Origin of the sequence: Candidatus Liberibacter sp. (assembly GCF_014048425.1) — a bacterium.
Lineage (GTDB): Bacteria > Pseudomonadota > Alphaproteobacteria > Rhizobiales > Rhizobiaceae > Liberibacter.
In genome coordinates this window covers 36,276-48,967 of record NZ_JACETX010000001.1, presented here as the reverse complement: position 1 = coordinate 48,967, position 12,692 = coordinate 36,276, and the positions used below count along the sequence as shown (strand labels likewise).

The following is a 12,692-nucleotide window of genomic DNA, read 5'->3' as shown; positions in this document are numbered from 1 at the left end:
TCGTGAGGTTTACATTTTCTTGGCTAAAAGATCATTTGGATACAGATGCTAGTCTTGAGCAGGTTTGTGATAGGTTGACTGCTATTGGACTTGAGGTTGAAAAAGTTGATGATAGGAAGTCTCTCCTACCTTTTATTGTTGCAAAAGTTTTATCGGTGGAAAGTCATCCTATTTCTAGCAATCTTAAGGTTCTCGAGATAGATATTGGTAAGCAGAAATCCGTACGAGTTGTTTGCGGTGCGCCTAATGTTCGTGTCGGCTTGTTGGGGGTTTGGGCTCCTCCTGGAAGTTATATGCCGGGAACGGCGATAAAAATTGATGTTAAAAAGATCGGTGGCATTGAAAGTTGTGGCATTCTGTGTTCAGAAAAGGAGTTAATGCTTTCTGATAATCATAACGGCATAATGGAGTTGCCCAGTGATGCTTCTATAGGAGAGATATTTAGTGATTATGCTGGGCTTTCTGATCCGGTAATTGAGATTGGTTTGACGCCAAATCGTCCAGATTGTGCTGGTATTCGTGGCATTGCTTCGGATTTAGCTGCATCTGGTTTGGGCTCTCTAAAGGAAATTTCTCTTCCAAGCTATTCTCAATCTGGATCCGTATCATTGGATATTAGGGTTAATTTAGATGACATGAGTTTGTGTCAAGCATTCTATATGTGTCGTGTAAGGGGAGTGCGTAATGTTTCTTCTCCGAAGTGGATGTGCAGGCGATTGGAAGCAGTGGGATTGCGCTCTATAAGTGCCCTTGTAGATGTTACGAATTATATTTCTTTAGAATTAGGGTATCCCTTGCATGTATTTGATGTCGCAAAGATATCTGGTGATATTATTGTGCGTCGTGCAAGTGAGGGTGAAAAGATTATGGCGCTAGACGATCGGGTATATGATCTATCTCCTGAAAATATTGTAGTTGCGTCGGATCATGCTGTTGAATCTATAGCGGGCATAATTGGTGGAAAAAATGCTTGCTGTGATGATGATACGACAGATGTTCTTATTGAAGCAGCTTTATGGAATCCGATTAATATAGCATTTTCCGGTCAGCAATTAGGTATTTTAACTGAATCTCGTTATCGTTTTGAGCGTGGAGTTGATTTGCAGGGAACTATGCCCGCGCTTAAACGAGCTATATCGCTGATTGTATCGTTATGTGGTGGTATTGCCTCTGAAATTTCTATTGGGACGAGTTTAGAATATGAGCCGCGTAAAATTGATTTTCCTTGTTCAGAAGTAAGGCGCTTAACGGGTATAGATATTCCTGCTAAAGAGAGTTTGCGTATCTTACAAAATCTTGGATTTAATATTGAGGCTTCTTCTGGCGATTTGGCTATAGTTTCTGTGCCTTCGTGGCGTCGAGATGTCAAGGAAAAGGCTGATTTAGTAGAGGAAATTTTGCGAATTTATGGTGTTGATAAGATAGAAGGTCAGCCATTTCCTATCACTTCAGAAGATAGTAAAGGGGAGTTATCAGTACAGCAGCGTAGGATTCGTTTCGCTAAACGTGTTCTTGCCGCTCGAGCTATGATGGAAGTTGTTACTTTGTCTTTTATTCCAAAAGAGCAATCGATTATTTTTGGAGGAGAAAATCCAAAATTGAAGATTTTGAATCCTATCTCCTTAGATATGTCAGATATGCGGACTTCTATTTTTCCGGGATTATTGACAGCAGTTAGCAATAATATTGACCGTGCAATCACGGAAATTGCTCTTTTCGAGGTATCTGATGTTTACGATAGCGACGAACCTGAGGGGCAAAGATGTATGGCATCTGGTGTGAGATGGGGGTCTTCATCTATAGAGGGATCTGGACGTTTTTGGTCAGAAAAACATGGCAATTCTTGTCGGGATGTGGATGTTTTTGATGCTAAGGCAGATGCGTTGGCTGTGATAGAATCTTTTATTTCCATTGATTCAATTCACGTTGAGCCAGTGGCGCCTTCTTGGTATCATCCAGGTCGATCTGGAACCATCAAGATGGGGAAAGAAATGGTTTTAGGTTGTTTTGGTCAGTTCCATCCTGAGGTTTTGGATTTTTTTGGATTATCCGAGCCACTGTGTGGTTTCGAGGTTTATCTTGATTCTATTCCGATTTCTACGAAGAAATCAAAGCCATATACCAAGAAGGTTATGGAAATGTCTTCTCTTCAGCCGATTCGACGAGATTTTGCTTTTGTTGTAGACAAGTCTTCGCCTGCGGGTGCTTTGGTTAAGTCTATTAAGAAAGTTGATCCTCGTCTTATCATTGATGTTACTGTTTTTGATATTTTTGAAAGTAAATCATTGGGTAAGGACAAGAAATCTATTGCCCTTGAGGTTGTTATTCAGCCTTTCGAAAAGACTTATTCTGAAGATGATTTTAAAAAATTGACAGAACTTATTATAGAAAGCGTTAAGAAAAGTTCAGGTGCAATATTGCGTTCTTCGTAAGAGAAGTTTTGTATAGTGAGATGATTTTCCTGAGATTTTTATCTGTTCTTATTCATGTATAATGATAGGATTTTAGGAAATTTTCCTGCTCTAAATTATCGTTAATATTTCTGGCTTTGTATTATTGTACTTGGTTATGGCAACTGGTTTGTTACTATATCTTCGTCTGCGATGATATTTATCAATAATTCACAAAAACAGTATCTTTTAAGTATGTCCTCAAGATAGATCTCAGGAAGTAACTAGAAAGTTTCTTCCTGAGATCCTATAAAGCCGGTTATGGTGCGGACGGCGGGACTTGAACCCGCACTCTCAAAATCGAGAAGCAGATTTTCTTACCACTACAACTTTCGTTGCCACTGCTTCACAGTGTTTGTGGTCTGGACTGTCCCTTCACCATAACGATTACGTCCCAGGTGCTGCCCGTCCAGTCTCTACACCTCCCTTTATGATAAAGGTTTGGCTCGGGATTAGCTTAGGAATAAACCATTAGCTTTCCCCGACTTTGAGCAGTTCTACTCTATGGATTTCTCCATAGGCACTCAACAATATTAAGTCTGCTGCGTCTACCGGTTTCGCCACGTCCACAGATCTTTCCTGCTTACATAACCTAGAGTATAGATTCTATATAGCAGGACAGAGAACTTCACTCTATACTATTTTTTAAAATCTTGAAGTAAAAAGATTGATTTTATAACTTTTAATTTTTTCTTCGTAATCCAATAAGTGGATAGTGCAGTTTCATCGCCGTTACTATTCACATTTTAGAGGTTATTGATTCTACATTACACGTATATGTGTAATGGAATAAGAAAATATATTAAAATTTTATTTTTCAATTTTACAGAGTTTTTCTGCCAATGATCGGCAAGTATATCATTCTTTCTTGTTGTTAGGGAAGGAAATTGTTTTTTTATTGATAGTGTTTTGTATGGTATTTCCATAATTCTTTTTCCTCTGCGGATATTTTTTTGTGGATATCTAAAATAAAAAATCTTACGTTCAGAGGATCTTTTTTGAAATGCTATTTGGGGGATGAATCCTGTAAAGAGGAAGGGTTTTTCCTTATGATACTCATTAAATTTTAAGAAAAAATAATTTTTAAACTGCGGTTTTAGTGGCGGATTCATATATTGCAGCATTGATATGTATTGATTGTTAGGATATAATTAACCTAAATATTGAATTAATTATTTTTTTATGGGAGGATGAAGAATGGTTCATACACGGACTTCAATTTCTAAGTCTCGTATGGCTCTTGTCACCGAAGATAGGGAAGTACGTAGATGCCGTCGTTATTGGGATGGAGAGCATCAAAGGTCTCTGGGAATTTCGGTTGAGGATTCATCTTTGAATGAAAAGAAAAGTGCTCTTGTATTTTCTCTTGTGGTAATGGTTGCATTTTTTGTGGGTGTTTTGATTTCTTTATTAGGTTTAGTATAGTTAAATTTTATGGAATCCCCCCCCCATGGCACTGTTAATCCTATATGTGAATTTTCTTGGGTTTTTCTCGTTTTTTTGAGATTGAGTGGTGGGGATAATACCTCTTTTAGTGCAAGAGGAAGATATTTTTAATTAATATGTTATTAAGTTTATTTTTGGTATTTTTTTATTGGCTTTAGAGTCGGGTTAGTACAGTCTAGCAAGATTCCAAATCAAGATTAAGTCATAAAGTTGAATTCAGAAACAAATGGCAAAAGCAGGAATGCAAAATTCAGCGATATAACTTGCAGCATATTAGCAATCTTTGCAAAGTCGTCGCCAGGATTCTTGTGGATGGTTGTTTAAAATCAGAGGTTTTTAGATAAGGGATTAAATGAGAGCCATCTCATGAGAGCAAAGTTTTATATCTTGATATTATTATCTTTTGATATGCTTTATTTTAAAACAATTTGTCCAAATTATAAAGTAATTTTCTGAATATGTTAAAAGAAGAAAATACATATGATGGTATTGGGTATTTATACATTCAAACATTAATATCTTTAGGAGAAGACGGAAATACATTTCTATGATCATCGTCCTTTTGATATGTAACGCCATCACAATGTTTAAGCCTGATGTCTGTTTTCTCTTCAAGTGTTGGTAGTATAAAAAAAATTGAACTAAGAATATTTTGGTAACTTTAGATTGTATCAATATAATGGCTGATGGTAGATATTTATTTACGGATATGAATTCATCAGTGTAGCCTTTTCAAAATTACTGCGCTAAAGATTCTTTTAGCCAAAAATCTTTAGATTGAATGTTGGAAGAGTTCCTTAAAGAAAATTCAAAGGGGGGCTTTCTGCCGCTCAAGATCTGAGTATCTCTTCTAGGAGTGATCAGCAAATGTGTATTTAAAATTTAGATGATAATAGGTATGGAAGGCATTGATAATTCAAGGGATTCTCGGATCTTGGAGTATATTTTGAAAAACATTAAAAGACTTACATAAGCTATAATATAATTAGGAATAAAAACTTATGTAAAAGGGGATATTGATTTGGCATTAAAAGCTCAAGCGTTGATTATCAAATGAATTGCATTGAGCAAGGTGTGCGAATGGCTGTGACTTGCTTTGGGGTGAGAAAGATTAATTATTTTTGGAATTAATTGTTCTTTATGACGCTCCATACAAAGAAAAACCGACCAATTAGTATAGCTCTAGTCGTTGCTATATCAGCACATGAGGGATGATCGGTTTTCTTTTCTGCTGATTAACTTCTATTTAAAAATCCCGAATGAGATCAGTTAATATTCTTGGGGGTATTTTGTGCATCGGATAAGATTTTAGAATTTAATGCCGGAGAGAAGTCTTTTGGATGAGTAATTTCGGCGAAAGATTGGTTTGCAATAGTCCCCTTTATGGTCGGAAATTCGCCGATTGTCGTAGAAAAATATTGTTGAATAGCAGGTGATAACATAAAATTAAGGAGTTTTGTCGCTGTGCTTTTCTTTTTTGAAGATTTTAGGATTCCTATGCTGGTTGTGAAAAGAACATTACCAATATCTCCTTTACGGAAGAAAATTTGGGAGACAGGAAAGTTGCGATCGCGGACTTTAAACGCTGTGAGAGAGCGGGAATCAACCAAAGCGATATCCGTATCACCATTAGTGATGCTTTGTATTTGAGCAATATTTCCATTGTATGATTTGGCATTATTGTCAATAAGTCCTTGAGTGAATTCATGTGTTTTATTCGCGCCAAATTTGGATTGAAGGGCGATTATAAACATCTGGAAAGATGGATTGTTTTTTGCAAAAGAAACTCTTCCCTTCCATTTTTTGTCTATAAGATCAAAAACACTCTTGGGCAGTTTTTCAGGTTTAATGCGTGCAGTAGAGTATGCCAATACCTGAGCATAACTAGATGTTTCTATCCATTTTTTATTTTCGTTTTTAAATTCAGGGGAATTTTTTTTTGTAAGGGAAGAAGGCAGTGTATAAAAGAAAGATTCATTGCCAATAAGATGTGTGATACCATGAGCTATGAAGACGTCGGCAGAACTGTTTTTCTTCTCTTTTTTATCAGGTTCAATAGTTCAGGAGTAGAAGCATATTGAGCATTTATTTTTATGCCCGTTTGTTCTTCAAAGGATTGAAAAATCGGTGACATAATGTCTTTGTTGCGACTGGAATAGACCGTTAAAGATTTGATTGTGCTGTCTGCAGAAAGCGCTGTTGTGCAACTTGCAAGCAACAAAATAAGGATATGAATTGCGGTTTTAATCATTATTTTCTCAAAATTCTTTCTAATATAAAAATAGATTTCAATGGATGTAGAATATGGCTATATTTTCCAAATAACAAGCGAGTACATGGAAAATTAGGATTATTTCAGTAACGCATGCGGCGTTTGAATATGTAATGTTATGCTACAAATGATATTGTATAATTGTATATTTTTTCCCTTAGAGAAAAGAGATTGTACGATAAGTTTTGGGGTTTTCAAGGTGGATTTTTTAAGGAGGGAGAAGATGTTGATAAATATAGAAAAAGATGGACGACAAAATTCTGGAGATCTAGCAATACGCAATGATTCTTCTTCTTGTCTTTTGGCGATTATGGAAAGTCTTGAAAAATCAAAGGCTGAGGATATCTGTCTAGTGGAGAATACATCTGTTCGTTCTTTGTTATGTGATAATATGATTATTGTTTCGGGGCGTTCAGGGAGACATGTTGTTTCTATAGCAGACAATCTTATTGTTGATCTTAAGCAGAAAAATATTAAGGTTTTTGGTGTTGAGGGTTTGGTCGCTGCTAACTGGGTTTTAGTTGATGCTGGAGATGTCATAGTTCATGTTTTTCATCCAGAATCGCGAAAATTATATAATCTTGAAGAAGTGCTTTCTAGTGATAAAACAAGGGAAGAATCTCATTGATGAGGGAAGATATCAGCCGTTTTTGCATAGTGAATGCGTTTTTATCTTTAAAAAGTAATTACGATTCGTGTTTCTTTTAGCAACACTTATAACATGTAATAATTATAGTTAGGTGCTTGCAAGGTGGCGTATTTCGAAAAATAAAATATTTAAAGGTAGTATATAGGTTATTTTGACTGCGATAGATGCGATAGAATAGAATTATCGATAGGTATGAGTTCTTTTTTCTCTTGGGAATCTTTTATCTATAGGGTTTAAGATGATTGTATATTAGAAAGAAGATAGATATATCGACAGGAATCTGTTTGTTAGATATTGCTAGAATCGCCAATTAATATGCATTGTATTGAGTTCAAGGGTGTAAGGTTTTGAGAAAGGAACAAGGTGTTAAAAAAATCTTCTTCTTTTAAAATAGGCGCTTGGATTGGGGCTTTTTTAACAGGTTGTTCTTCTTTTTTTGCGGTTTCTATAGTTGCGGATGATCGCTTATATAATGAGATATTTTTGTTAGGAGAGATCCTTGAACATGTACATTCGCAGTATGTTGAACCGGTTGATAATGTGCAAGCCATTGGAAATGCTATTGATGGTATGCTCAGTTCACTAGATCCGCACTCTATGTACATAAGACAAGAGGATATCTCCATTTTAGAGGAGGTATTGATCAAGGGAGAATTTGGAGGAATAGGTGTTGAAGTTTCTTTCCAAGGAGATTTTTTAAAGGTTATTTCTGTTATAGATGGAGGTCCCTCTTTCAGATCCGGTCTTGTAGAAGGTGATTTGATCTCAGAAATTGATGGAAAATCAGTAGTCGGATTGAGTTTGCGTACAGTAGCATTCAAAATGCGTGGTCAAGTGAATACTCCCGTTATGCTTACCGTATTACGAGGAAAGCCTCTCAAAAAGGAGAGCCCTATTAAGTTTACGATTCTGCGTGGGATCATTCATCCTGTCGTTGTTGATTTTCGCATTGAAGACGGTGATATCGGATACATACGTATCAGGTCATTTGCAAAAACTACTTGTGATGACTTACATAAAGCTCTTATGGAGATCAAGAAAAAAGCTTCGACAGATAGGTTTAAGGGATATGTTTTAGATTTTCGCAATAATTTAGGAGGTCTGGCGGATTCGGCTTTGGATGTTGCTAATACTTTTTTGGATAAAGGAGAGATTATGTCTGTGCGAGGGAGAAAACCTGAAGAAACTCGCCGATACTATGCTAAATCTTCCCCTGATTTGACGGAAGGAAAGCCGATTATTGCTTTGATTAATGGTGGTTCAGCATCGGCTTCTGAGATCGTAGTAGGAGCTTTGCAAGATCTCAAGAGAGCAACCGTTATTGGCACAAAATCTTTTGGTAAAGGATCTGTGCAAGATTATAATAGACTAGCAACAAATAAAGGGGGTCTAAAGTTAACAGTTGGTCTTTATTATACTCCCTCTGGGAGGTCAATCCAGGGAGCAGGAATAGAACCTGACATACGGGTTGAGCAGTCTTTGCCAAAAGATCTTTTAGAGGAGAAAATGCTTATAGGTGAGTCTAGGTTGCCAGGACACATAAGGGGTCGCAATGAGACAGAGGAAGGTTCGGGTTCGGTTTCTTATATTCCTAAAGATGCGAAGGAAGATGTCCAATTGAATTATGCATTTGATTTGTTGCGTGGAACAAAAAAAGCCGTTTCTTTTCCAAACTCTCTTTCCTTAGTAAACAAATAGAATCTATCATGATGGGGAAAGGAACAAGGTGTTAAAAAAATCTTCTTCTTTTAAAATAAGTTCCTGGATTGGGGCTTTTTTAGTAAGTTGTTCTTTATTTTTTGCAATGCCTACAGTTGCGGATGAGGACTTATATAATGGGGTGTCTTTGTTTGGAGATGTCTTTAAACATGTACAAAACGAGTATGTTAAGCCGATTGATAGTGTAAAAGTTATTGAAAATGCTATTGATGGTATGCTCAGTTCACTAGATCCGCACTCTGCATATATAAGGCCAGAGGATGGTTCCCTTGTAGAAGAGGACTTCATCAAGGGAGAATTTGGAGGAATAGGTATTCAATTTTATGCCCAAGGAGATTTTTTAAAGGTTATTTCTGTTATAGATGGAGGTCCCTCTTTCAGATCCGGTCTTGTAGAAGGTGATTTGATCTCAGAAATTGATGGAAAATCAGTAGTTGGATTGAGTTTGCGTACAGTAGCATCCAAAATGCGTGGTCAAGTTAATACTCCCGTTACGCTTACCGTATTACGAGGAAAGCCTCTCAAAAAGGAGAGCCCTATTAAGTTTACGATTCTGCGTGGGATCATTCATCCTGTCGTTGTTGATTTTCGCATTGAAGACGGTGATATCGGATACATACGTATCAGGTCATTTGCAAAAACTACTTGTGATGACTTACATAAAGCTCTTATGGAGATCAAGAAAAAAGCTTCGACAGATAGGTTTAAGGGATATGTTTTAGATTTTCGCAATAATTTAGGAGGTCTGGCGGATTCGGCTTTGGATGTTGCTAATACTTTTTTGGATAAAGGAGAGATTATGTCTGTGCGAGGGAGAAAACCTGAAGAAACTCGCCGATACTATGCTAAATCTTCCCCTGATTTGACGGAAGGAAAGCCGATTGTTGCTTTGATTGATGGTGGTTCAGCATCGGCTTCTGAGATCGTAGTAGGAGCTTTGCAAGATCTCAAGAGAGCAACCGTTATTGGCACAAAATCTTTTGGCAAGGGATCAGTTCAGCGTTATATTAAACTAGCCAATAAAGGGTTTCTAAAGTTAACAGTTGGTCTTTATTATACTCCCTCTGGGAGGTCAATCCAGGGAGCAGGAATAGAACCTGACATACGGGTTGAGCAGTCTTTGCCAAAAGATCTTTTAGAGGAGAAAATGCTTATAGGTGAGTCTAGGTTGCCAGGACACATAAGGGGTCGCAATGAGACAGAGGAAGGTTCGGGTTCGGTTTCTTATATTCCTAAAGATGCGAAGGAAGATGTTCAATTGAATTATGCATTTGATTTGTTGCGTGGAACAAAAAAAGACGTTTCTTTTCCAAACTCTCTTTCCTTAGTAAACAAATAGAATCTATCATGATGAGGAAATTTATATAAAGTACTAAGTAAATTATTGAAAAGAGAAGTATTTGTGAGCTTTGACTTGAATAAGCCTTTGGGGAGAAAATCTTCCGAAAAAAGACCTTTATGTGTGAGGGTTTCTTTTCGCTTGAGTTTTAATTTATTATTTTATTTTTGTATTATCGTTCTTTCTATCTATATCTATGCTTCGAATTGGTTAGTTGATGTTGTGGACAATACAGAAAAATATTTTTTCATTAGGGAGATCCCTGAAGTTGTTAATCCTGTCTCATATGCAGTACATGCTGATGTTAATATTGAAGAATCTATGGATATTATAAAAAGGGAGAATGATGATGGTAGAGATCAGAAAGATTCTTCTCTTGTTAATAGGATTATAGGTCAATACGTAGATGCCTCCTCTATTGTAGATTCTATTCCAGATGTACAGGATAAATTAGGATCCGTCCTTTCTAAAGAAGATCTTGTGGAGAAGAGTGATCGTGGTTATTTGCCGATACGGGGCAAAGATGGATCAAGCTCTTTTGAATACTATGCAAATACTTGTCCTCGTTTTGATGGTGCGCGCATTGCTATTGTGGTTTCCGGTTTAGGGATAAGCCAGACGGGGACACAGCGTGCCATAGATGTCTTGCCTAAAAATATTACACTTTCGTTTGCATCTAATGGCAATAGTTTAAAGCGTTGGATGCAAGAAGCGCGGATAAAAGGACATGAAATTCTTTTGCAGGTTCCTATGGAGAGCTTTGGCGAATCAAGTGAGGAAGATGATCCATATACCTTGCGAGTGAGGCATTCACCTAAAGTATTGCTTGATCATCTATACCGCTCTTTGGAGCGTATGAAAAATTATATTGGAGTTATGAATTATCGCGGAGACATGTTCCTCTCAGATAAAAGCTCTTCTGAGGTGGTATTTAAAGATCTTGCTAAGCGTGGATTAATGTTTTTTGATGACGGAATTTCGGCAAGAAATTTTACCAAAGAGTTGGCTTCGAGGGTTGGTCTTCCTTATGCGATTGCTGATTTTTATTTAGATGATCGGCTTGACCATGATAGTATTTCGAAAAAGATTAGAGATCTGGAGAATCTTGCTCACAAGTCGGGGAAGGCAATAGGTATTGCAGTGGCTTTTGATGAAAGCATTGAGATTATTTCGCGGTGGATTCAAAAAACCTATGCACGTAATGACATATCGGTTGTTCCTTTATCGTGTTTAGTCAAAGATTGATCTATACGTTACTAGAATAACTAGGATTCCTTGATAAAAAAGAGGATAAGAGAATTGCTGTCTTCCGAAGAAAATTCCCATCTATACAGACCATGTGTGGGAATCATAGTATTGAACCAGGATAATTTTGTTTGGGTTGGGCGTCGGTGTCCAGTGAGCCATGATGGTGAGATTAGTTCATTGTTATGGCAAATGCCTCAAGGAGGTATTAATATAAGAGAGGATCCTCTTGATGCTGCTTATCGTGAATTATATGAGGAGACCAATATAAAATCTGTTTCTTTTTTGGGAAAGGGATGTTCGCATGTGCGGTATGATTTTTTAGAATGTCACATAAAGGACAATGGATATCGCGGACAAATACAACAATGGTTTGCTTTTCGATTTGAAGGGGAAGAAGATGAGATTTGCGTAGATCGAATAGCTTGCGGATATAAGTCAGAGTTTGATACTTGGGCTTGGGTTCCTTTGGTGGATACGCCTGATATGGTTGTTGATTTTAAAAGAGAAGCTTATAAACAAGTTGTTTCGCAGTTTTCGTATCTTCTGGCTTGAAAAGAAGAGAAATTGGAAATTTTTCTTTTCTTTTACGCGGCGAATGTTTTTGCCTAAGGTTTGTATAAGGAGATCCATGGGAATTCTAGGGTTGTCTTTGAATGCTAAGGGAGGTGCTTTTTCAATTGCTGTGGGTTTTATGGTTTACCCACAATGAGTAATCCTGGAGATAGATTTTTCTAGAAGTAAAAATTTTTGTTTTCCCTTATAAATTGAAAAACGAAAGTTTCATTAGCGGCAAGATGGTTAAAAAGAATTTTTGATTGAGGCGGATTTATTGGATTTTTGATGAGGCAGATAGATTTATCGTTTCGGGCGATGGAAGATCAAGGTAAGGAATGGTCATTATAAGGATATGATCTTCGTTTTTGATCAGTAGATGTGGTTGTTCATATGCTATGATCTTTTGTCTATCGTCATTATGAAGAGATTATGCTTTTATTTTGATATTATTTCTGACTTGAGTTGTTGGTTTCAATAAATATATCATAACATTGAAAATAGAATATTTTTTCTAATATGGTATATAGCTTGATCGATATCAGGATATATTTTTTGAAAAATATTTTCGGAATACAAGCATAAAGATAGCTTGGTTTTGTTGGCATGGTGAGATCAGCATGCGAAATATGGAAGCGTTTGTTGGGATGGAAAATTCAGTGGTTTTAATAGCGACTCAATAGAAGATCGGATGATGAAATATTGGTTATGTCTAGAATTTTTAGATATTTCCCAGAGATAGAACAAGGAGGAATCTGTTTACTCATGTAGGATTGGAAAAAGATAATCCTGATGAAAATGATAGCTTCCTTTAAATTCTCTTCGTGCGATTCGAATGCGCCGACAATCAGATTGTGAATCTCGTGCTTCTATTGGTGATCCCGGCGCGATTCGAACGCGCGACAACCAGATTAGGAATCTGGTGCTCTATCCTGCTGAGCTACGGGACCTTTAAAACATTGAATACAAAAAGCATTGGATTTAGCCAAGCTATTATTTATAACATGAGAAATTTTT

General features: G+C 36.8%; 9 protein-coding genes and 1 tRNA gene. 7 read left to right on the top strand and 3 right to left on the bottom strand.

Features of this window, described 5'->3' with window-relative positions; all coding sequences use genetic code 11:
• Positions 1–2: 2 nt before the first annotated feature.
• A complete protein-coding gene (gene pheT / locus H0G72_RS00215; protein ID WP_182016429.1) occupies positions 3–2,432 on the top strand; it encodes a phenylalanine--tRNA ligase subunit beta in 2,430 nt (809 codons plus the stop codon).
• A 1,215-nt stretch (positions 2,433–3,647) separates the two neighbouring features.
• A complete protein-coding gene (locus H0G72_RS00210) occupies positions 3,648–3,875 on the top strand; it encodes a hypothetical protein (protein ID WP_182016427.1) in 228 nt (75 codons plus the stop codon).
• Between the two features lie 1,286 nt (positions 3,876–5,161).
• Here H0G72_RS00210 and H0G72_RS00205 read toward each other — a convergent pair.
• Both H0G72_RS00205 and H0G72_RS00200 read right to left on the bottom strand, forming a co-directional pair.
• Positions 5,162–5,854, bottom strand: coding sequence for an extracellular solute-binding protein (locus H0G72_RS00205; protein WP_220456060.1), 693 nt, complete (start codon positions 5,852–5,854; stop codon positions 5,162–5,164).
• Positions 5,855–5,901: 47 nt separating this feature from the next.
• The gene (locus H0G72_RS00200) at positions 5,902–6,147 is read right to left on the bottom strand and encodes a hypothetical protein (RefSeq protein ID WP_182016425.1); all 246 of its coding nucleotides are present in this window, start codon (positions 6,145–6,147) and stop codon (positions 5,902–5,904) included.
• Between the two features lie 244 nt (positions 6,148–6,391).
• On the opposite strand from H0G72_RS00200, the gene rsfS reads away from it, so the two are divergent.
• The 5 genes from rsfS (at position 6,392) to H0G72_RS00175 (ending at position 11,675) form a co-directional block, all read left to right on the top strand.
• A complete protein-coding gene (gene rsfS, locus H0G72_RS00195; RefSeq protein WP_182016423.1) occupies positions 6,392–6,796 on the top strand; it encodes a ribosome silencing factor in 405 nt (134 codons plus the stop codon).
• Between the two features lie 384 nt (positions 6,797–7,180).
• Complete coding sequence (locus H0G72_RS00190; RefSeq protein WP_182016421.1) at positions 7,181–8,515, top strand: S41 family peptidase; 1,335 nt, start codon at positions 7,181–7,183, stop codon at positions 8,513–8,515.
• Between the two features lie 28 nt (positions 8,516–8,543).
• Complete coding sequence (locus H0G72_RS00185) at positions 8,544–9,875, top strand: S41 family peptidase (RefSeq protein WP_182016419.1); 1,332 nt, start codon at positions 8,544–8,546, stop codon at positions 9,873–9,875.
• 63 nt (positions 9,876–9,938) lie between these two features.
• Positions 9,939–11,120 (top strand): divergent polysaccharide deacetylase family protein, encoded by a 1,182-nt coding sequence (locus H0G72_RS00180; protein ID WP_182016417.1) that lies wholly within the window; start codon positions 9,939–9,941, stop codon positions 11,118–11,120.
• Positions 11,121–11,150: 30 nt separating this feature from the next.
• The gene (locus tag H0G72_RS00175; protein WP_310649460.1) at positions 11,151–11,675 is read left to right on the top strand and encodes an RNA pyrophosphohydrolase; all 525 of its coding nucleotides are present in this window, start codon (positions 11,151–11,153) and stop codon (positions 11,673–11,675) included.
• 873 nt (positions 11,676–12,548) lie between these two features.
• Here H0G72_RS00175 and H0G72_RS00170 read toward each other — a convergent pair.
• A tRNA-Arg gene (locus H0G72_RS00170) sits at positions 12,549–12,625 on the bottom strand.
• Positions 12,626–12,692: the final 67 nt, after the last annotated feature.

Coding starts and splice junctions, on each gene's coding strand:
- H0G72_RS00210 (WP_182016427.1), top strand. CDS start 3,648: ATGGTTCATACACGGACTTCAATTTCTAAGTCTCGTATGGCTCTTGTC.
- rsfS (WP_182016423.1), top strand. CDS start 6,392: ATGTTGATAAATATAGAAAAAGATGGACGACAAAATTCTGGAGATCTA.
- H0G72_RS00200 (WP_182016425.1), bottom strand. CDS start 6,147: ATGATTAAAACCGCAATTCATATCCTTATTTTGTTGCTTGCAAGTTGC.